The following is a 20,706-nucleotide window of genomic DNA, read 5'->3' as shown; positions in this document are numbered from 1 at the left end:
GTATTACAGTATTACAGTTTTTGAAAAGCAAAAACGATGGGTTCGTAGCGTTTTTACCAGTTAAAAACCACAAAAAACTATCTAATGAGCCTCAAAAAACGTTTTTGAAAACTGTAAAACTGTAAAACTGTAACGATGTAAAATATCTAATTCTGATATTGTTTCTTTACATACGTATATCGTTTTGTATTGTTAAAAGCCCAAAGGAAATCTTCCTTCCCTGTGCGTGCTATTTCCTAAGTAAGTCCTAAGTAAGTCCGCTGAAACTCCTAAGTAAGTCCCAATGAACTTACGGGCAATATGGGAAATAGATGGGAGATGTTACGGTAAGAAAGGGGAAATACCGCCTACACAGTAATTCTTATGCTTGACGTGGAATGGTTGTTCGCTATTTCCTTCTTGTTGCGGCATATCCTGCAATTACGACATAACAGAGTAGGGGAATGGTGAATGATGTAGCCATGCTGCCTGTTGTGTCGGCAATATATCCCATCAGTATTGGAGCAACGGCACCACCCACAATGGTCATAATGAGCAGCGATGAGGCTATCTTGGTATGGGTTCCTGCATCTCTTAATGCCAAGGAAAAAATGGTAGGGAACATGATGCTCTCACCAAAATATAAAGCGAAGAAGGCTGCAAGCGATACCAAACCGTTACAAGTGACAATGACAAGAGTGGAGAATATGGTGAGCATGGCACATACCATTAATATATATTTGGGTTTGATATAGTTCATCAACACTCCTCCTATCAGGCGTCCTGCAAAAAACAATCCCATGCCGCCAAAAGCAAGATACATACTGGCTTCTTGTTTTTCGATGTGGATACACTCTACGGCGTAATTGATGAAAAAACTGTTTACGCCAGTTTGAGCGGCTACATAGAGAAACAAAGTGAGCATGCCGAAAGTAAAGGCGACAACGTTGATCGGTATGTCTTTTCTCGTTTCTTGCGTTTCCGCTTCATGGGTTTTGCGAGGGTCAGGTAGTTTGACACGAGAGAATATAAATGCCACGACAAGTACAAGTATGCCAACGATAGCATAGGGAACGGCGATGCTTACTCCAGTGAACAACAGCTGACCGCCCACCAACGGTCCCACAATCCATCCTATGCCGTTGAGCGATTGTGATAGGTTGATTCGACTCTCTGCCTTGTCGGGATGTCCGAGAACGGTAGTATATGGGTTTGCACTTGTTTCAAGACATGTCAGTCCACACCCAATGACGAATAGTGACAACACATAATAGTAGAAGCTATTAACCAGTAATCCAGGTATGAACATCAGTGCACCGATGCCGAATAACATGAGTCCAGTCGTTACCCCTTTGCGGTATCCCCATTTCTGAATAATCCATCCTGCGGGTAGTGCCATGAGGAAATAAGCTCCATAGACAGCAGCCTGTGTCAGTGCCGACATGGCTTTGCTGATATGGAATGATTCCTGGAAGTGGGGGTTTAACACTTCCAATATACCATGTGCAAAGCCCCACATAAAAAACAGGGAGCTGATGAGCAAGAAGGGGATAAGGTAATTATGCCCTTCGTATTTGAAGATTGATGGCTTCATGGTGAGCATTTGTAAATTTCTTACTGTCCTTTACTACCAAGGCGAGATATCCTCCTCCACCTGCACCAGGCATTTTCCAAGCCAGTACATCGTCCATGGCGCTGTATTGGTCTATTGTGGGTTGTACGCTTGCTTCGTGGAGCTTCTCGCCGTTGATGGAGGGGGTGACCATGCCAGGGAACATGGCAATTTGTGCTTCAAACGATGCTTTGTAAGCTGCGGCAAAATCGTCAATATTGTGTGCGAGGATGGCAGTCCAGCAGGCATCAGCAGCATCAGCCAAAGCTTTCACCTTGTCGGGGGTGATGTCTTTATCCTCTACCACGCTACATCCTGGTCGTCTGGGAGCCATCGGTATCATTACGAGATGGTCTTCAAGGAATCGGAGTGTCATTTCGTCCTGTGTTGTCTCTATCTTTTCCGGCCAGAAATTGTGGTCGTAATAGTGTCTGCAGAGTCCTGGAATACAGATGCCGATTGAGTCTTGTGCGCCTGATATGATTCCATCGTGGCGTTCAGGATTGTTTTCAAAACAGAATACCAGTCGCGCCAACATTTCCGGATCCATCTTAGGGAGCTTCACAGGCCATATCTTCTGTATCATTTTTCGTGTTGATGTTGATAGTCCGCAACGGTCTCTTACTTCAAATGTTGGTTCGAGTGAGATGGTGATGGCCCATCCGGGATGGTGCATGCTCACGTATGGTTGGTCTATCCATGTGCCTGCCAAGTCCAGTCGGGTGGGGATAGATTCACCGTTTGTGCTTCCAGCCTGTGTCGTATCTGTTTCTTGTTGCCCTTTGGCAAGTTCAGCCTTTAGTGATGATGACGAACGTGCTTGGAGTCCTTCGTGTGGTGTGCGTTGCAATTCCACATATTCTATACCTCTTTCTTTGCAGAGTTTACGTTTCTCGTCAGAACCACCTTCTGCATTGACCACAAAGACGTCGGGCTTCACCAAGTCGAGTGTGGGCAGAAAGTCAATCACTCCGCTTCCTTGGTTGATATAGGCTTCTTTTACCGCCTTGATGTTTTTCACCATGAAGAGGCGTTCTTCTTGCGGAAACATAGGTTTGCGGTGTTTATATTCCAAATAGGTGGCATCGGATCCGATGCCCACGTATAGGTCGCCATATTGTGCTGCTTGCTGAAAGAACTCCACATGTCCGGAATGTAGTAGGTCGTAACAGCCGCTTACAAATACTTTTTTCTTCATGTTTTTTGTTGTAATAGGTGGACACAACGTTACAAGTGCATCCTGTTTATGAGTTTTGGGTTGTATTTCTATAGTGGTAATGGCGTCAGCGTGTCTCTGATTCAATATATAGATTTGTATTTATATTGAACGGACTATCGAAGTTGACCAACATCTGGTGTTTGGTGTCTTTTTCTGACAGTAGGGCTTGGTCGGTGGGTATTTTCCAGTTGATGCCCAACGATTGGTCCATGATAGAGATGCCGCCGTCAGCCTCTGGGTGGTAGAATTCGTCACACTTATACTGGAAAACTGCCGTTTCCGATAGTACGGCGAAACCATGTGCAAATCCTTTGGAGATGAAAAACTGTCGGTGGTTGTCTTCTGTCAGTTCTACGGCAACGTGTTGACCAAATGTAGGTGATCCTTTACGTATATCTACTGCAACGTCGAGTACAGCTCCCTTGACACACCGCACTAGTTTACTTTGTGTAAATGGTGGTCGTTGGAAATGCAGTCCGCGCATGACTCCATAGCTTGACATCGACTCGTTGTCTTGTACGAAGCGTATAGTGTGGCCCAGTATTGGTTTGACCTTCTCGTCGAATTCGCGCTGTGAGAAGGATTCGAAGAAATAGCCGCGTGCATCGTTGAACACTTTTGGTTCAAGAATCAGTACGCCTTCGATATTTGTTTTTATTACATTCATAATGACCCTGTTCTATAGGGGTTGATAGGAAATTGCGATGTATTCGCTAACGATATGATATTGTTGTATTATGCAAAGTTAGCGTATTATTGTGACATTGCAAAATTTATTGTTGCATTTTTGCTGCTGTGTTTCTTCATAGCAGATGATGGAAAAGTGTTCTGTATTGTTGTCAGCATCTGCAAAACAGCCATTGTCTATGAGTAATGATAAGTATGGGAATTGCCGGTGATGTGACGAATGTCTTGATGGCAATAGCCTCTGTTGAATGGTTAAAAAACGTTTTATACCTTATAGAAGTGCTTCGGCTTTTTTCACGCTACCGGCTTTTAATATGAGTTTTTTTACTTCATCATAGTCTTTGTATTTGGGATTGCGCTCCATGAAAATTCTCACAGCACGGTCGATGAGCTTTGCGTTGATGAGTTTTGCATTCACCATTTTGTTGCCTTCAACACGTCCGAGACGTATCTGTACTGTGGTGCTTATCATGTCGAATATCAGTTTCTGTGAGCTGCCGGCTTTCATTCGGGTACTTCCCGAGACGAACTCGGGTCCTGTTATAACCTCCACTTTATAGTCGGCTTGGCTGGCTATGGGTGAGTTGGGGTTGTTGACGATGCATCCTGTTGTGATGCCGTTAGCACGACAGTGTTGCAATGCTGCAAGTACGAACGGAGTGGTTCCGCTGGCTGAGATGCCTACAACGATGTCGGCAGTGGAAATGTTTTTGTCGATCAGTTGTTGCCAACTGTTTTTTGTGTCATCTTCACGCGACTCACGTGTTTGTGTCAGACACTCCGTTCCGCCAGGGAATATAGCTTGTATTTGTGTGCCGTCAGTGCCGTATGTGTTTTGCACTTCTATGGTGTCGAGTGTTGCAAGTCGTCCGCCTGTTCCACATCCCACATAGAATAGCCTTCCGCCACACTTCAGTTTTTGTTCTATCGTAGCGATGAGTTTGTTGATTGCCGGTAGTGCATTGCCTATGGCAACGGGAACTTTCATGTTCTCGCAGTTTATATCAGCTGTGATTTGTGCTATGGTCATTTGTTCGAGATGGTCATAGTGTGATGGTTGCTCTGTAATTCGTTTGTCCATTGTGTGATGCTTTTTTGGATGTTAGGTGCAAAAATACAATAAATTATTGAACCATGTTCATATTAGGATGTTTTTTTTGATCGTTTTCGTTAAGCCAGATGAGCAGAGTTAACTTTCCGTTTAAGTGAGCGAAAAATCAAGCTCGCTTGAAGTTTTCCGAACGTGAGGAAAGTCAACGAAGTTAAGTACACTTAAACTCTGCCATGGCGAGAAAAGTATTATAAGGTACCTTTCAGAAAAACAAAAGAGGGATACATCACTTTTGATGCACCCTCTTAGTAATATATCGGGAGATTTTATGTTTCAAATTTGCAGTTTGTTTCAGATTACATCATTAACTGAGCCCTTTTTCAAAGCGGGCTCAGTTAATGATGTAATACTATTTCAGCACACCAAGTTCCTTGCCCACCTTGATAAATGCAGCGATAGCCTTGTCAAGTTGCTCACGTGTATGACCGGCAGAGAGCTGAACGCGGATGCGAGCCTCACCTTTCGGAACTACGGGGTAATAGAATCCCGTAACATAGATGCCTTCCTCAAGCAGGCGGTTTGCATAGCGCTGAGACAGCGGAGCATCGTAGAGCATTACAGCACAGATAGCGCTCTGAGTAGGTTTGATGTCAAAGCCGGCAGCGAGCATCTTGTCGCGGAAGTAGTTTACATTCTCTACGAGGCGATCGTGAATGGTGTTATCCTCCTTCAGCATCTTGAACACCTCAAGGCTTGCACCGATGATTGATGGAGCCAACGAATTGGAGAAGAGATACGGACGACTGCTCTGGCGCAGCATGTCGATAATCTCCTTACGACCAGTAGTGAATCCACCGAGAGCACCACCGAAGGCTTTGCCCAAAGTGCCGGTATAGATATCTACACGACCGTATGTCTTGCAAAGCTCACTCACACCATGACCCGTTGCACCCACAACACCTGCAGAGTGAGACTCGTCAACCATGACAAGAGCATCATATTTCTCTGCCAAGTCACAGATTTTATCAATAGGTGCCACATTGCCGTCCATAGAGAACACACCATCGGTGCAAATGATACGGAAGCGCTGAGCCTGGGCATCCTGCAAGCACTTCTCCAATTCCTCCATGTTTGCATTAGCATAGCGGTAGCGCTTTGCCTTACACAAACGCACACCGTCGATGATAGAAGCGTGGTTGAGTGCATCAGAGATGATAGCATCCTCCTCAGAGAGGAACGAGCCAAACAAGCCACCATTGGCATCGAAGCATGCTGCATATAAGATAGTATCTTCTGTTTGGAAATACTCTGAGATGGCTGCCTCAAGTTCCTTATGGATATCCTGTGTACCACAAATGAATCTTACCGACGACATACCGAAACCACGGCGATCCATCATTTTCTTTGCACCCTCAATGAGGCGTGGGTTATTAGCCAAACCAAGATAGTTGTTTGCACAGAAGTTGAGCACTTCCTTGCCCTTTACCTGAATAGCTGCCTGCTGTGGGCTTTCAATGATACGCTCCTCTTTATAGAGGCCTGCTTGCTTCAGATTCTCCAATGCGCTTGCGAGATGTTCTTTTACTTTTCCGTACATAATAGGATTATTTAAAAGTTTTAGTTATTGAAATGCAAAATAACTCATTTTTTTCCAAACTAAAAAAGGTTTTTTTGTTTTTTTTCAATAGAACAAAAAAATGAGCGGTTTTGTATTGCTATTTGGAAAAAAATGCTTTCCTTTGTACCTATAAACGCTAAAAATACATAATACTATGAACATTATCTTGGTTATAGGATCAACAGGCCAGATTGGCTCAGAGCTTACAAGGAAGTTAAGAAGCATTTACGGAAACGCAAATGTTGTAGCTGGTTACATAAAAGGCGCTGAGCCTAAAGGGGAACTTGCAGAGGCAGGACCAATGGCAGAATGCGATGTAACAAATCCTCAGATGATTGCCGATGTAGTGAAAAAGTACAACATCGACACCATCTACAACCTCGCAGCATTACTGTCTGTTGTTGCAGAGTCGAAGCCACGCCTGGCATGGAAAATCGGTATTGACGGCCTATGGAACATCCTCGAAGTAGCTCGCGAGTGCGGTTGCGCTGTATTCACTCCGAGTTCAATCGGTTCGTTTGGTTTGAGCACGCCAAAGATGCTCACACCGCAGGACACCATCCAGCGTCCGCGCACCATCTACGGCGTATCAAAGGTAACAACAGAGCTTCTCAGCGATTACTACTTCAACAAGTATGGTGTAGATACTCGCGCTGTGCGCTATCCTGGTGTTATCTCATACATGACACCTCCAGGCGGCGGCACTACAGACTACGCTGTTGACATCTACTACTCAGCCGTTCGTGGCGAGAAGTTTGTCTGTCCGATTAAGGAGGGCACACTCATGGACATGATCTACATGCCGGATGCATTGAAGGCTGCCATCAACATTATGGAGGCAGACCCCACACGCCTTGTTCACCGCAACGCGTTCAACATCGCTTCGCTCAGCTTTGGACCAGAGACCGTCTTTGCTGCAATCAAGAAGTACAAACCTGAGTTTGAAATGGTTTACGATGTAGATCCGTTGAAACAGAGCATCGCAGAGAGCTGGCCCGACCGCATGGATGACTCTTGCGCTCGAAATGAATGGGACTGGTGTCCGACCTACGACCTCGACACCATGACAAAGGATATGCTTGAGAAACTTACCATAAAACTCAAAGGATAAACATATCGAAAGAACATACAAGTGGAGAACGTTTTCGTTAAGCCAAATGAGCAGAATAAAGCTCGCTTTAATTCTGCCATGGCGAGAAAACGAAGGATGAAATCCAACGTTTTCGTTAAGCCAAATGAGCAGAATAAAGCTCGCTTTAATTCTGCCATGGCGAGAAAACGAAGGATGAAATCCAACACTTCTTCATCTCCATAGCTCTTCTGCTGGAGGTCAGACCAGTCGAACATGTTGTCATTTTCGATAAGCAGATTGTCTGCAAGTTTCCATCCGTCGTTTCTCGAAGTCCACGGTTGAGGCTGATAACCGGCTATCATTCTCAGAATGGAATCGTTCATCTGATTATGGTCCCCTTCGTTCCATAGACGTAAAACAACAATACATCCTCGGCGGGCTGCCTCTTGGGCAAATGTTATTACTTCGTCGATGTACTGTTGAGGATTGTCTGTGTTGTTTCCTTCGCGCGAATGGAGTGAAATTTGCGGCTAAAGGTGCATTTGGAAAAGTCAAAGGCGTGTTTGGCAAGAAGAAAAAGTAATATGTTTCGTCATATTACATTTGTATGATGTGAAAGATAGGGCTGGTTTCCCAATGTGGAATCCAACCCTATTTGCTTCTCTTAGCCTTGATTCCACAATGCACGGCGTGGCGCAATGTTCGCATACAGAAAATTCAGTTTTCAAGAAAATTTCGACCACTCGACCATACCTATAGTATAACATGCAGTAGCTTAGAGATTTAAGTGGTAGTCGAAGCCTAAAATTTTCGATCACCATCGACCACCATCGACCACGCAAATTTTTTTCATCTATCGTAAACAAGATATACTAAGTGGGCCATGGTGTTGATGTCTAATTGGGGGTGCTGATGTTTATCAACGCTTTTTCAAACCTTGATAATATTTTTATCAAACGTTGGATAATACCTTTATCAAACGTTAGATAATACCTTTATCAAACGTTAGATAATACTTTTATCAAACGTTGGATAATACTTTTGTCAAACGTTGGATAATACTTTTGTCAAACGTTGAAAAAAACTTTGCCAAACGTAAGACAATACTCTTGCCAAACGTTGGACAATACCCTTGCCAAACGTTGGACGATACCCTTGTCAAGACTAACAAACACAATAATATAGGCAACAAGCCCGAGCTCAATTCTGTCATTCCCGTTACTACCGGCGCTATGGTGTCAGGAAACGGATGGCAGAGTGTGAAGTTTTGCAAATCGGCAACTGGCAGATACATCGCTCTACAGTGTTTCGATACACAAGACGGTACTCCGCTCTCTGTTGCTGAGATATATCTGAGAGATGTCAACGGGCAACGCATTGCTCGCGACCAATGGCAGGTGAAATATGCTAATAGCGAGAACGAAAAGGGAAATCACACTGGAGACAAAGCTTTTGACCTGCAAGAGTCAACGTATTGGCAAACGGAAGAGTCGGCAGAAATGCCACATCTCTTGGTGATTTCTCTGATGTTTTCTTATTCTGAAGAGGAATTGTAAAATGCATAATGAAGAAAAGTATCTGTTATAGGTATGTTTTTGAACAACATTCGATTTTTTTTTCGTAATTTTGTGGCATAAAATCAAGTAAATATAAGATATGAAAACGATTACATCTGAAACCGGAGAGAAAATAAAAATTGTTGTAGGTGACATAACTAAGTTAGAAGTAGATGCCATCGTTAATGCTGCCAACAAGACTCTGCTGGGTGGAGGTGGCGTGGACGGCGCTATTCATACAGCCGCTGGTATTGGACTTCTGAAAGAGTGTAGAACCTTAGGTGGCTGTAATGTGGGTCAAAGTAAAATGACAGGAGCATATCAACTGCCTTGTAAGAAAGTCATTCATACCGTTGGACCTATATGGTATGGTGGCTCTGACAATGAACGCAAAATGCTGGAATCTTGTTATGATACCGCGATGCAACTTGCAGAGGAACATCATTTGAAGAGTATTGCTTTTTCATGTATCAGTACCGGAGTATTTGGCTTTCCGAAAGCTGAAGCAGCACAAATTGCAAAACGTGTTATCTGCGAACATATCCGAAACGGCTACGATGGAGAGGTTATCATTTGTTGCTTCTCTGAAGATGATGCCCGGTATTATATGTAGGGGAACTGGGCCTTATAGCTCAGCTCCTTAAATATCACTCATCCTGCATCGCAAAGTCTGGCTTGATACTAGAAAAAACATAATTACTCATGTATCGTTCTATTATTGGAAAGGAATAACTAAAAAGAAAATCCGCATAACTCACCTGAGCTATGCGGATTTATCTATCTATACCTTTCGGTAGTTATCTATACTTACTTCACCTCTTCAAATATAAACGCTATTGTGTATCATGCGATTACAAATACGCGTAAACGATAAGAGAATGTAAAAGGGGCTGTAAAGCCAAACAAAAATAGAAATCCCAAGTAAGGGACTATTTGTTCTATAAATCCAAACTATCCTCTTTTAGAAGGAAGTCGAAAAGACCTATTGTTAGTATGCCTTCTTCATTGCGACGTGGCATGATGTGGTCCTTCACAATGATAACCTTTTTGAAAGAATCATTAATGTTTGTAAGTGGGCGAGATTCCTGTATCTCTTTCTCCCTGTCAGGGATGGACAAGGCTGACTGCACGTAATATTTCTTGCTTCCAAGAGTGGCGATGAAGTCCACCTCAAGTTGGATGCGCAACCACTTGCCATCCTTGTCCTGCTTCTTTATTTCAACCATTCCGACATCAACACTGTAACCACGTACAAGTAATTCATTGTAGATGATGTTCTCCATGATGTGCGTCTCTTCCTGTTGGCGCATATCGAGGATAGCATTTCTCAAACCGATGTCCGAGAAATAGTATTTGGATAGTGTGTTGATGTATTTCTTCCCTTTTATATCGTAACGTATTGCTTTATTTAACAGGAACGACTCAGACAGATAGGTGAGGTAATTCGCAATCGTCTGACTGCCAATGCTTACATTCTTAACGCTTTTGAAGGTGTTCGACAATTTAGTAGGATTGCATGGAGCACCTATAGACGAAGCCAAAATTAGCACCAACTCACGCAGTTCATTATCGTTTTTGATTTTATGCCTTTCGATAATATCTGCCAAATAAACTGTTTCAAACAAACCCTTCAAGTAGTTGATTTTCTTTTCTTCGGTCTCAAAAGACTGTATAAGTGGCAAACCTCCATAGGTGTAATATTCACGCCATGCATCCTGCTTGTCACCGCCAACGGCAGAATAAAACTCCGCAAAAGATAGCGGATTCACATGGATGGTTTCTCCTCTGCCACGAAACTCCGTTGGGATATCCGAAGACAGGAAGTGAGAGTTGCTGCCTGTCACGTATGTGTCGGCATTATCAATATGACGGAAACTATTCAACACATCAACAAACTCATCCATCAATTGCACTTCATCAATAATGATGTAATACAGTTCTTTGTCCTTGATTCTGTCATGAACATAGTGAAGCATAGTGTCTGGATTTCTCAGTTCCTTGTTCATGCGGTCTTCAAGGTCAATGCGGATGATGTGGTCATCAGCCACTCCATTATCTAATAGGTAGTGATAGAACAAGACGTTCAGCAGATATGATTTGCCACATCTACGAATACCTGTTACAACTTTGATAAAGCTATTTTGACGGCTTTCTATCAACTGCTTTAGATACCTGTCTCTTTTTATCTCCATCATTTGCATTATATTTTTGCCAGTATTGGCAACTTTTTACGATGCAAAGATAACGTTTTTTATTCTACTACACAAGTTTTACATTAAAAAACTGCCAATCTTGACATATTTTTAATGCAGAGATAGGAAGAGTGACCAAAATTTAGTTTCAAATTGAGACAATCTCAAAGCATTTGGAGAAACGAACTTTTTATGATTTTCTCTGAACTTTTCTCCGAACCAAACACATCTTTCTTCGAACTATCATTGCTTCCATATATGAATGCGATTTCCGCGGAGAAAACCATATGGTTGTCAGTCATTTCAAAAGATATTTCAAATACACATTATATTTAATAATAAGCATGAATATTGTCATGTACTCATCAAAAGATTGGTCTTTTAATCAAATTTTGGCTTATTTATGGAGTTTTTTGAGCATATCAGCATTTGTCTCGATTATTTTTTGTAACTTTGCCGTCAAACAACAGAAATCTATCATGGCAAAGTTAAATCGTATAAGAGTCGTTCTCGCAGAACGTGACCTAAACAACAAGTGGCTATCCGACAAACTCGGTAAGGATCCTGCTACAGTGTCCAAATGGGTCACCAATACCACTCAGCCCAGCCTTGAAGCCCTCATTGCAATAGCCAATGCGCTTGAAGTGCCTGTGCAGGAGTTGGTGAGACAGGAAGAATTCAATCAAGAGAAATAAGTCGAAATGACGTACGAAGCAAGAGCAGAGCTAAAGTTTGTTTTGGCTATGCCTTGCAAGAAGGAAGAAGACGAAGTCAAATGATAACAAAAGACGAAATACAAGAACTGCTGTATAGCACGGAAACCTATCGTGTGGAGCGAACCACGTCAACAGGTGACATGGATAAGTTCCAAGAGGCTATCTGTGCCTTTGCTAACGATCTGCCCAATTCGCGCAAGAATGGCTACCTGATATTGGGCGCTTACGACAACGGAGAGTTGTCGGGGTTGAAGGTCACTGATGAATTACTGAAGAAGATTGCAGCCATACGCAGCAACGGAAACATCCTGCCTATACCTGTTATGAGTGTTGACCGTTTCCAGTTTCCGGAAGGTGACTTGTTGGTTGCTGAGGTCAGCCCATCCGATCTGCCGCCTGTTCGTTATCGTGGTCGCACTTTTATACGTATCGGTCCTCGTCGCGACATAGCTACGGAGGCAGAAGAACGCATCCTTGCAGAACGAAGAATGTCTTTCATGGCCACCTTTGACACCATGCCTTGTTTGGCTGCCAAACTGAATGATATCAATACGGACTTGTTGCGCACAAAATATCTGATACCGCTATTAGGTAATGAGTTGGTGGAATCTGACACTCGTCCCATCGAGGAACAGATGGCCGCTGTGGGTATGTATGACACGGAGCACAAATGCCCCACATACGCAGCAGTTGTTCTATTTGGCTACAAGCCGCGCCGTTTTATGCCAGGTCTTTATGTGCAGTATGTGTGTTTCAAGGGTGAGGACGTGACCAGTGAGGTAGAGAACGAAATGCAGTTGGAAGGCAACTATTGCGAACTGCTGCCACGTATAGAATCGCTTTTGGAGTTGTCTGTCATCAAGAAGAAACCCGTTTTTGTTTCTATCCTTCGCGAGGAGATGGTCAGCAACTACCCCTATCAGGCTATCCGAGAGCTTCTTCTCAACGCCTGTATGCACCGCGATATGCAGAGTAATACGCCACTTCGCTTTTATGAGTTTGCCAGCCATCTGGAGATTCTGAATGCGGGCGGCTTGTATGGCAATGCCCGCCCTGAGAATTTCCCAAGTGTGAACGATTATCGCAATCCACTTGTAGCCAGTGCCATGAAGACGCTGGGCTATGTCAATATGTTCAATCGAGGTGTAGGACAAGTCCAGACTGACTTGAAGGAAAATGGCAACCAACCCGCAGAGTTCAACGTTAATCTTATCACGGCATTCAAGGTTGATGTGAAAGTCTCACAGAGTTATAACAATGAGAATGGCGGTAAAATTGACGGTGATGTCGTAGAAAACATCGCAGGAAACATCGTAGATGTCCCCAGTTTGTCCCAAGCTTTGTCCCTAGTTCTGTCCCCAGTTTGTCCCCAGTTGAGCGAAGTGCAGTTGAAGAAGATGGTGTCTGTAATTGACTACTTGTTTAGGGCTTCTAGCTCTATCACAGAGTTGATGGATTGTGCTGGTGAGAAAAACAAAAGCAGATTCCGCCAGACTATCCTCAAACCCCTCGTTGATACAGGCTTGGTAGAACCGACGATAAAAGATATTCCAAACAGTCCGAAACAGAAATATGCGCTAACTGATAATGGTAGAGAAAATCTTCAAACAATATCGTAGCAAGGACGTAGGATAGGCGTTTGATAGTCTCTCGATAGGACAAGAAGATGGTAAGAAGTAAGCAAGAATAAAAAAATAAAAAGAAGAAAGAATAATTGTAATGAACGTGATATCATTCTTTGCTGGTTGCGGAGGTCTTGACCTTGGTTTTGAAAAGGCTGGGTTCCGAGTGGTTTGGGCTAATGAGTTCGAGCCAAGCGTTCATGCGACCTATGAAAAGAATCATCCTAATACAATTCTTTGCAAAGTTATTGTTATAAGCAGAAACAAATTAAATACATAGTAATATGATAAACTTTCAATTCTTTCCACGGTCACATGGTGTGACACCTGAGATACAAGTGGTCATTGATTGTTTCAAGAAGATTGAGGCAACTCTTGCTGACGGACAGCATAGGGTGTCGAACGACGTGTTGGCTCTCCTGCGTCCGCATCTTGAGGCTTGCGGATATGATGTGGAGAAAGGTAAAGGACGTGACGAGAAGATAGATGTTCCGGTGCTCTTTGGCGAGAATAATGCTATTGACAAATCTTTCTATGCTGATGCAGTAAACAGAGAGCATCGAATTGTTATAGAAGTTGAAGCAGGGCGCGCCGTGAGAAACAACCAATTCCTAAAAGACATCTTCCAGGCCTGCATGATGTTCGATATCGAGTACCTTGTGATTGCTGTTCTTAACGAATACACTGGCGGTGGCGCCATTACCCATGACTATAACGAAGTAAAGACCTTTTTGGAGACATTGTATGTGTCCAACAGGTTGAGATTGCCTCTAAAAGGAATCTTGTTGATTGGTTATTAAGGGAAGTAAAGGAAAACGACTATTGCTGACATGGTAAATCAGAATAATATATTAGATATTCTAAAAACTTCTCCGAGCGTGGCGCTACTGAAGGCTCGGAGCAGCGGAATCATCATTGACTTCTTGACGAGAGTCTATGGTGATGTGGCGGCTGTTTCTCACGAGAATATACACAGTCTGTTGGCGGAATACCTGAACAGTCATGGGTTCGATGAGGATGATGAGAGCGACATCCTCTATACAGATACATATGAAGAAAAGGCGACCAAATATATCAGAAAGTGGACGGATAGCGGTTTTCTGACCAACTACAGAAATGAAGACGGGGAAATCCATTATGAGTTATCATCGCACTCAAGCAAGGTGATAGACTGGCTGGCGGGGTTGAAGCAAGAAGAGTACATCGGCACAGAATCAAAGTTTAAGTCGATAATCAGTCAGCTGAGAGAGTTGGTAGAATATACCAACGAGGACAGGGAGAAGCGTTTGCAGTTGCTGGAAGACAAGAAGATGGAAATTGAGCATCAGATTCAGCAGCTACAGATGGGCGAGGACGTGAAGGTGTATGAGGAATATGAGATTGTCCCGAGGTTCCTGCAAATCAACAAATTGGCCAAAGAGTTATTGACGGACTTCAAGGATGTGGACGACAATTTCAAGAACATCATCAAGGAAATCTATCAGAAACAGATCGACCCAGGTCTAAAGAAGGGCGGTATTTTGCAATATACATTTGACGCGCTGGATGAGTTGAAGTCCAGTTCGCAGGGTAAGAGCTTCTATGCATTTTGGGAGTTCCTGCTGGCACGTGAAATGCAGTCGGAGTTAGACGACTTGATAGCTGAACTGTTCCAGACACTGAAGGAAAAGAACATTGATAGTGGCGACACCTTCTTGCAAAACATGGTGGAGTACTTGTACGAATCTGGACGCAAAGTTTATCAGACCAACGACAAGATGGCTGATAAACTGAGCCGTATCATTCGGGAAAATGAGATGTCGCGCGCAGATGTTAGTAAACGGGTGGTTCAGGAAATCAAGAACACGCTGATTGAAATATCAAAAAAAGGCCAGAAGCCTGATATATCGCTGTCTGTTGATGATGGGATGGAGATTAACATTCCGTTTGACAGGAAAATAACATTTGAGCAGGGTGAGAATACTGAGTATAACACCATGCCGGAGACCGACACGCTTTCAATAGAAGAACTGGGCGAACTGGGCAAAGTATTCAGCAATGTCTATGTAGATCGCAAAGTGCTGGTGCGAAACATTCGTGAGGCGATGAAAGATAAGAGCCAAGTGACACTACAAGATGTCGTGGAGCAATTTCCCTTGAAGCAGGGCCTTCCTGAACTGTTTGCTTATTTTGGTGCATTGGGGCAGTTTCCCCATAAGTCTGTTGACGAAGAGAAGCGTCAGGCCATTGTGTTTGACTATGAGAATAATAAACGAATCCGTATTCCGGAAATCATCATATCTATATGAGCGAGCAAAAACCATATTCTAAAGCAATCATCCTCCTGCTGAAAAAGACCGTAGAAAAAGGGTCTCCTGTGTGGGAGGATATCATCAACTATCAGGTGGAGATACAAGACTATCTGGCGGTTATAGGACTCGAGCTGATTTTGAAGAAGGATGAAGGCTTTGCCTTTGTCAAGCAGATTGTGTTTGATGATGACACCACATTGAATCTGGTCTCAAGGCGCCAGCTGGGCTTCGAAGTTTCCATAGTTGTGATTGTGCTACGACAGTTATTGGAAGATTACGATAACAATCCTATCGAGACACAATCTACAGACAGAATCATTACGACTAATGAGATAAAAGATGAAGTTAGGCTATTCCTGCCGCAAGACTTCAATCGGGTGAAGTTGGAGAAAGAGTTGGACACCTATATTCAGCGAGTTGTCGATTTGGGATTTCTGAAAGAGGTAAAGCGAAATGGGGATGAGGTACGATACAAGATTCATCGCATCATCAAGGAGAAGGTGACACTGGAAGATTTGGATACATTCAAGAATAAACTGAAGGAGTATGCCGGAACAGTATGATTTGTTTACAACCAATGCCGGGACTGCCGGTTATCGGTTGAATTATATGGAAGTTTATAACTGGGGCACATTCAACAAGAGAATATACAGAATAGCCCCAGAGGGAAACAATTCTCTTCTGACCGGAGCCAACGCTTCCGGTAAAAGTACGTTGATTGATGCGCTGCTAACGCTACTCGTTCCTGCCAAGAAGGATAGGTTCTACAACCAGTCCTCAGGAAACGAACGTAAGGGAGACCGGACAGAAGAAACTTACGTGCTTGGCAACTATGGCAACATCCAGGCTGAGGGTGAATCGGCCACCAAGACGCAACAACTCCGAGATAGGAAAACGTACTCTGTGATATTGGCCTCATTTGCCAACAATCACGAACAGGTGGTTACGCTGTTTCAAGTGCGCTGGTTCGTGAACGGAGAGTTGAAATGCTCATACGGCGTTTCCTCAAAACCACTGAGTATCAAAGGCGATTTTTCTGATTTCAACGGGAGCAAGGGAGACTGGAAGAAAACGCTGGAGAAACGATATAATGCCAATGTACCTAAGAAGCAGATTGAATTCTACGATACCATTAAAGACTATAAGGACAGAATAATCAATTCCTTCGGGCTTCGTTCGGACAAGGCGCTAACGCTCTTCAACCAGATTGTTGGGGTGAAAGTACTCAATGACTTGGACGAGTTCATCCGCAATAATATGCTTGAGCAGCGGGATGCGGAAAGTGAATACATCCGGTTGAGTGAAAGCTTCGCCACTTTGATGGAAGCGAAGACCACGATTGAGAAGGTAAGGGAACAGATAGCTCAGTTGGAGCCCATTGATGAAAAGGCCAAGAAACTCGAGGAAATAGATTATGCCCTTATGGATTTGAAGAATACTCGGGAGTTGGCCGTATATTGGTATGCCAAGAAGAATGTGGAATTGGCAAATGACAGGATTGCAGAGCTAAATGAGAAACTGGTGGGGTTGAAAGGAGAGCTTGCAAAGTTGGATGGAGAGAAGGAACAGCTAAAACAACAGGAGCGTAATTTGTCGTTATCTATTGAAAATGACGATGTAGGCAGACAAATAAAAGAAATTGAAAAAGAAATAAGGGGATTAAATAATACCAAACAAGCTCGCCAAACGAAACTCACTAATTACAATAAAAAAGTTGTTGAGGTAGGACTTGCTGAGAATCCAACTGAGCAAGTATTTATAGAAAATCGTGAAATAGCACGTACAGAAAAGATTAAATGCCAAACATCTTTAGATGAGAAAAGCGAAGAAATGCGCCTGACTAAAAACAGAGGTGACAAACTGAAAGATGAAATTGATGAGAATCTTAAAACATTGCAGATACTCCAAAAGAACAAAAACAATATTTCTGGCCGTGAAGCAGAGATACGCGATGAAATTCTACAAGCTGTGGGCGCAACAACAAGTGAGATACCATTTATCGGAGAGTTAATTCGTGTAAAAGTTGATGAGAAGGATTGGGAGAATTCCATTGAGAAAATCTTGCATAACTTTGGTCTGAGACTGATCGTTCCAGAAAAATACTATAAAGCCGTCAGCGAATATGTCAATTCCCACAATCTGCGTGGAAGGATTGTCTATCACCGCCATGAGGAAACTTCGTCGTTGAGAGGATTCCAAAATTCTCCAGCAAACTGTTTACTTAACAAACTGGAGTTTAATACAAAGAGTCCTTACTGGAGTTGGGTGGAAGATACTATTGCTGACCATTATAACTATGCTTGTGTTTCAGATTTGGAAGAGTTCTATCGTTACAAGGAGAAAGCTGTAACAATAGAAGGTCTCATCAAATCTATGCATAATAAACATGAGAAGGACGATAGGCCTCATACCAGCAATAGGGAAAACTATGTTTTGGGTTGGGATAATAAGGAAAAGATTGCATCTATTCGCATTCTAGTAAAAAATCTTCAAGAGCAGCAAAAACAAAACAGGGATGATATTCGTCGTATTGATACTGAAGCGAAGGAGATAGACTGTCACAGACTATGCTTCCATGATATTTTTGAGAGCTTCACGAAATTTGAAGAAATCAATTGGGAAGAAACTGCTCGCGCAATTCAAGAGAAAGAAGAGAAAAAGGGGAATCTTGAGGCCACCAATAATAAGGTAAAGGAACTTCAGCAGCAACTGGATGGGGTGAAGAAGAACCTTAATAAACTGGAGAAAGAAACCATCGCTTCAAAGAATCGCGAGATATTCCAGATAGAACAAGTTGATTTGGTTGACGCTACGAAGAGGTTGAACAGCAACAAACCTATAGTTGATAATCTTGGTGAAATAGACATTGCGGCTTTCGAAGAAAGAAATAGAAATTGGATTGATGTCAATTACGATACTATTGAATCGATGAGGAATGCTTTCCAAGAAACGATTCAAAGGCAAGAAAAACAAAAGGAATCAGAACGATCTCATATTGAAGGCGAGGCAGCTGATCTGATACGGAAATTCAAGAATCCATCTGAAGAGATTACCTTGCGCTTCAAGGACTGGCGCTCCGACGTGCATGCCCTGCCGGAAGCCAGCAGCATCAACCTGATAGGTGAATACCAAAAACTGTATGATCGTTTGGTCAAAGAGGATCTGGTGCGCCACAAAAAGAAGTTTGATGAGTACCTGCAAGAGACGATAATCAACAAAGTGTCGGATTTCCGTATGTTCTTCAATAACTGGGAGAAGTCAATAAAGGATACCATTCAAATGCTGAATCAGTCACTTGCAGAGATTGATTTTAGTACGACTCCCGTCACTTTTATCCAACTGGTCAACTCAAAAAGAACCAATGCGGAAGTGGCGGAATTTAGGCAAAAATTGGATAATGCTATTCCGAATATTCACGAAATGAATTCTACGATTGACGGCAAACGTACTCATTTTGAGAAAAAGATTCAGCCGTTGATGGAACAGCTTAAAATCGAGCAGTGGCGCAAGAGGGTCATGGATGTCAGAAGTTGGTTTTCGTATAGGGCAGAGGAATTCTATAAGGAAACCGGTCAGAAGTTCAAGACCTACGAAAGTATGGGGCAACTGTCCGGTGGTGAGAAAGCACAATTGACCTATACCATTTTAGGCTCAGCCATCGCTTATCAGTTCGGTTTGACCAAGGATGGTTTGCAGGCTAAATCCTTGCGGTTTATTGCCATTGACGAGGCTTTCAAGGCGCAGGATGAAGACAAGGCTCGATACTTGATTTCGCTCTGCAAGCAATTGAACCTACAACTCCTGGTGGTCACTCCGAGCGATAATATTCACATTGTGGAGAACGATATCTCTTTTGTCCATTATGTGGAACGAAACGGCAATGAATCACGTCTTTTCGATATGCCGATAGAGATTTTCAGACAAGAACGCGAAAAATACCAAGCCCATGATAACACCAACTGAAATACGGAAGAAAGCAGAGAATAAGTATTTGACATTCTTGCGATCAGTTCTCGAAAGACAGGCTTTTAATCCTATTGTCATTGTTGGCAATAAAAAGCCTAATGACGATACTGCTCAGTTCGAAAAAGAACTGACGGAATTGATAGCGCACTCAAAGGAAAAGAAAGGCTATGGGTATTCTATAGAATATCAGAAAGTGAAAACACGAAAACATGGAGAACAAGACATCCCCGTATCAATCAGTTTCTTGACGGAGCAAGATTATTTGAAGTATATAGGCAAGGAGCAGGGTACCGTAGGTTTCAGAAAAGATGTAGAACGAATTCTTTCTGCTTTTCCTGAGTTGGTCGAATGGGTATGTAGATTCCCAAATAAAGTCTTGGACAATCACGAGCTTTGGGGTGATTTACTTAAGGTTTGTACCTATTTTAGAAGCAATCCCAAACCGCAAATGTTCATCCGTGAGTTGCCTATTCAGGTGGACACCAAATTCATTGAGAGAAACAAGGGGATTATTAAGGAACTCCTGGACATAATCATTGCGAAGTCTGTTAACCCAGACGAAACGCGCTTTGAAACGCATTTCAATCTACGGTATGATGAGCCTGTGGTTCGGTTCAGAGTTTTGGACAAGGCAATGAGTCAGATGCTATTCTCGGGTATTGATGATTTGAGTGTTCCAATCAACCAATTCCAGGAAGTTGAGATTCCTGTAGAGGTGGTATACATAGTCGAGAACAAAATGAACATGCTGACGTTTCCTCCTATACATAAGAGTATCGTTGTGTGGGGGCATGGATTTGGCGTGGATTTACTCAAGGACGTTATGTGGCTTAGGTCGAAAAAGATTCTCTATTGGGGCGATCTGGATGTGCATGGGTTCCAGATTCTTTCTGAACTACGGTCTCATTTCAGTCAGGTTGAGAGTTTACTGATGGACAGGGAAACGTTCAACCGATTTTATGAGGATGGCATAGGTGCGGAAACAAATGTGGAAAAGGTGCTGCTCCTCACCCCGGAAGAGAAAGAAATGTTTGACTTTTTGAGAGGCGGTAATTATCGCTTGGAACAAGAGAAGATTCCATTTGAATACGCATCGTCAAAAATACCTATAATAAAGAAATGAAC

General features: G+C 43.0%; 18 protein-coding genes. 11 read left to right on the top strand and 7 right to left on the bottom strand.

Annotation, left to right across the window (positions count from 1 at the left end; translation table 11 throughout):
• Nucleotides 1–388: 388 nt before the first annotated feature.
• From CIK90_RS07575 to kbl, 5 genes are all read right to left on the bottom strand, one after another.
• Entirely contained in the window at nt 389–1,573 is a 1,185-nt protein-coding gene (locus tag CIK90_RS07575; protein ID WP_094464786.1) for a sugar MFS transporter, read from the bottom strand.
• A complete protein-coding gene (locus CIK90_RS07570) occupies nt 1,539–2,789 on the bottom strand; it encodes an adenylyltransferase/cytidyltransferase family protein (RefSeq protein WP_094464762.1) in 1,251 nt (416 codons plus the stop codon). Before CIK90_RS07570 ends, CIK90_RS07575 begins: the two co-directional genes overlap by 35 nt.
• Nucleotides 2,790–2,874: 85 nt before the next feature.
• Complete coding sequence (gene rfbC, locus CIK90_RS07565; RefSeq protein ID WP_094464760.1) at nt 2,875–3,477, bottom strand: dTDP-4-dehydrorhamnose 3,5-epimerase; 603 nt, start codon at nt 3,475–3,477, stop codon at nt 2,875–2,877.
• A 291-nt stretch (nt 3,478–3,768) separates the two neighbouring features.
• Nucleotides 3,769–4,578, bottom strand: a complete 810-nt coding sequence (locus CIK90_RS07560) for an N-acetylmuramic acid 6-phosphate etherase (RefSeq protein WP_094390870.1) — start codon at nt 4,576–4,578, stop codon at nt 3,769–3,771.
• Between the two features lie 379 nt (nt 4,579–4,957).
• Nucleotides 4,958–6,145 (bottom strand): glycine C-acetyltransferase, encoded by a 1,188-nt coding sequence (kbl, locus tag CIK90_RS07555; RefSeq protein ID WP_094390869.1) that lies wholly within the window; start codon nt 6,143–6,145, stop codon nt 4,958–4,960.
• 175 nt (nt 6,146–6,320) lie between these two features.
• On the opposite strand from kbl, the gene CIK90_RS07550 reads away from it, so the two are divergent.
• A complete protein-coding gene (locus CIK90_RS07550; protein WP_094440827.1) occupies nt 6,321–7,277 on the top strand; it encodes an NAD-dependent epimerase/dehydratase family protein in 957 nt (318 codons plus the stop codon).
• On the opposite strand, the gene CIK90_RS13960 is transcribed toward CIK90_RS07550, so the two are convergent.
• On the bottom strand, nt 7,214–7,621 hold the full coding sequence (locus CIK90_RS13960) for a hypothetical protein (RefSeq protein WP_144007244.1): 408 nt from the start codon (nt 7,619–7,621) through the stop codon (nt 7,214–7,216). The genes CIK90_RS07550 and CIK90_RS13960 overlap by 64 nt on opposite strands.
• Before the next feature lie 759 nt (nt 7,622–8,380).
• On the opposite strand from CIK90_RS13960, the gene CIK90_RS07545 reads away from it, so the two are divergent.
• Together CIK90_RS07545 and CIK90_RS07540 are read left to right on the top strand one after the other, a co-directional pair.
• Nucleotides 8,381–8,794, top strand: a complete 414-nt coding sequence (locus tag CIK90_RS07545) for a hypothetical protein (protein WP_144007243.1) — start codon at nt 8,381–8,383, stop codon at nt 8,792–8,794.
• 100 nt (nt 8,795–8,894) lie between these two features.
• Nucleotides 8,895–9,407, top strand: coding sequence for a macro domain-containing protein (locus tag CIK90_RS07540; protein ID WP_094464756.1), 513 nt, complete (start codon nt 8,895–8,897; stop codon nt 9,405–9,407).
• Nucleotides 9,408–9,732: 325 nt separating this feature from the next.
• On the opposite strand, the gene CIK90_RS07535 is transcribed toward CIK90_RS07540, so the two are convergent.
• On the bottom strand, nt 9,733–10,989 hold the full coding sequence (locus tag CIK90_RS07535; RefSeq protein ID WP_094464784.1) for an ATP-binding protein: 1,257 nt from the start codon (nt 10,987–10,989) through the stop codon (nt 9,733–9,735).
• Nucleotides 10,990–11,465: 476 nt separating this feature from the next.
• Between CIK90_RS07535 and CIK90_RS07530 the strand changes: the two genes are divergently transcribed.
• From CIK90_RS07530 to CIK90_RS07495, 8 genes are all read left to right on the top strand, one after another.
• Nucleotides 11,466–11,681, top strand: coding sequence for a helix-turn-helix transcriptional regulator (locus CIK90_RS07530; protein WP_094390873.1), 216 nt, complete (start codon nt 11,466–11,468; stop codon nt 11,679–11,681).
• Between the two features lie 80 nt (nt 11,682–11,761).
• On the top strand, nt 11,762–13,321 hold the full coding sequence (locus tag CIK90_RS07525) for an RNA-binding domain-containing protein (RefSeq protein ID WP_094464754.1): 1,560 nt from the start codon (nt 11,762–11,764) through the stop codon (nt 13,319–13,321).
• A 100-nt stretch (nt 13,322–13,421) separates the two neighbouring features.
• A complete protein-coding gene (locus tag CIK90_RS07520) occupies nt 13,422–13,604 on the top strand; it encodes a DNA cytosine methyltransferase (protein WP_094464752.1) in 183 nt (60 codons plus the stop codon).
• Nucleotides 13,605–13,608: 4 nt separating this feature from the next.
• Nucleotides 13,609–14,124 (top strand): hypothetical protein, encoded by a 516-nt coding sequence (locus CIK90_RS07515; RefSeq protein ID WP_094464750.1) that lies wholly within the window; start codon nt 13,609–13,611, stop codon nt 14,122–14,124.
• 30 nt (nt 14,125–14,154) lie between these two features.
• Nucleotides 14,155–15,612 (top strand): DUF3375 domain-containing protein, encoded by a 1,458-nt coding sequence (locus tag CIK90_RS07510; protein WP_094464748.1) that lies wholly within the window; start codon nt 14,155–14,157, stop codon nt 15,610–15,612.
• Nucleotides 15,609–16,178, top strand: coding sequence for a DUF4194 domain-containing protein (locus CIK90_RS07505; RefSeq protein WP_094464746.1), 570 nt, complete (start codon nt 15,609–15,611; stop codon nt 16,176–16,178). The genes CIK90_RS07510 and CIK90_RS07505 overlap by 4 nt, the downstream gene beginning before the upstream one ends.
• Nucleotides 16,162–19,578, top strand: a complete 3,417-nt coding sequence (locus CIK90_RS07500) for an ATP-binding protein (protein ID WP_094464744.1) — start codon at nt 16,162–16,164, stop codon at nt 19,576–19,578. The genes CIK90_RS07505 and CIK90_RS07500 overlap by 17 nt, the downstream gene beginning before the upstream one ends.
• Entirely contained in the window at nt 19,562–20,704 is a 1,143-nt protein-coding gene (locus CIK90_RS07495) for a Wadjet anti-phage system protein JetD domain-containing protein (protein ID WP_094464742.1), read from the top strand. The genes CIK90_RS07500 and CIK90_RS07495 overlap by 17 nt, the downstream gene beginning before the upstream one ends.
• The last annotated feature ends 2 nt before the right edge of the window (nt 20,705–20,706 follow it).

It is taken from the genome of Prevotella sp. P5-126, from assembly GCF_002251185.1.
GTDB lineage: Bacteria > Bacteroidota > Bacteroidia > Bacteroidales > Bacteroidaceae > Prevotella.
This window is presented reverse-complemented; position numbering and strand designations above follow the sequence as displayed.

Coding starts and splice junctions, on each gene's coding strand:
- CIK90_RS07560 (WP_094390870.1), bottom strand. CDS start 4,578: ATGGACAAACGAATTACAGAGCAACCATCACACTATGACCATCTCGAA.
- CIK90_RS07535 (WP_094464784.1), bottom strand. CDS start 10,989: ATGATGGAGATAAAAAGAGACAGGTATCTAAAGCAGTTGATAGAAAGC.
- CIK90_RS07575 (WP_094464786.1), bottom strand. CDS start 1,573: ATGAAGCCATCAATCTTCAAATACGAAGGGCATAATTACCTTATCCCC.
- CIK90_RS07505 (WP_094464746.1), top strand. CDS start 15,609: ATGAGCGAGCAAAAACCATATTCTAAAGCAATCATCCTCCTGCTGAAA.
- CIK90_RS07495 (WP_094464742.1), top strand. CDS start 19,562: ATGATAACACCAACTGAAATACGGAAGAAAGCAGAGAATAAGTATTTG.
- CIK90_RS07540 (WP_094464756.1), top strand. CDS start 8,895: ATGAAAACGATTACATCTGAAACCGGAGAGAAAATAAAAATTGTTGTA.
- CIK90_RS07500 (WP_094464744.1), top strand. CDS start 16,162: ATGCCGGAACAGTATGATTTGTTTACAACCAATGCCGGGACTGCCGGT.
- CIK90_RS07550 (WP_094440827.1), top strand. CDS start 6,321: ATGAACATTATCTTGGTTATAGGATCAACAGGCCAGATTGGCTCAGAG.
- CIK90_RS07530 (WP_094390873.1), top strand. CDS start 11,466: ATGGCAAAGTTAAATCGTATAAGAGTCGTTCTCGCAGAACGTGACCTA.
- kbl (WP_094390869.1), bottom strand. CDS start 6,145: ATGTACGGAAAAGTAAAAGAACATCTCGCAAGCGCATTGGAGAATCTG.
- CIK90_RS07570 (WP_094464762.1), bottom strand. CDS start 2,789: ATGAAGAAAAAAGTATTTGTAAGCGGCTGTTACGACCTACTACATTCC.
- CIK90_RS07525 (WP_094464754.1), top strand. CDS start 11,762: ATGATAACAAAAGACGAAATACAAGAACTGCTGTATAGCACGGAAACC.
- CIK90_RS07515 (WP_094464750.1), top strand. CDS start 13,609: ATGATAAACTTTCAATTCTTTCCACGGTCACATGGTGTGACACCTGAG.
- rfbC (WP_094464760.1), bottom strand. CDS start 3,477: ATGAATGTAATAAAAACAAATATCGAAGGCGTACTGATTCTTGAACCA.
- CIK90_RS13960 (WP_144007244.1), bottom strand. CDS start 7,621: ATGAACGATTCCATTCTGAGAATGATAGCCGGTTATCAGCCTCAACCG.
- CIK90_RS07520 (WP_094464752.1), top strand. CDS start 13,422: ATGAACGTGATATCATTCTTTGCTGGTTGCGGAGGTCTTGACCTTGGT.
- CIK90_RS07510 (WP_094464748.1), top strand. CDS start 14,155: ATGGTAAATCAGAATAATATATTAGATATTCTAAAAACTTCTCCGAGC.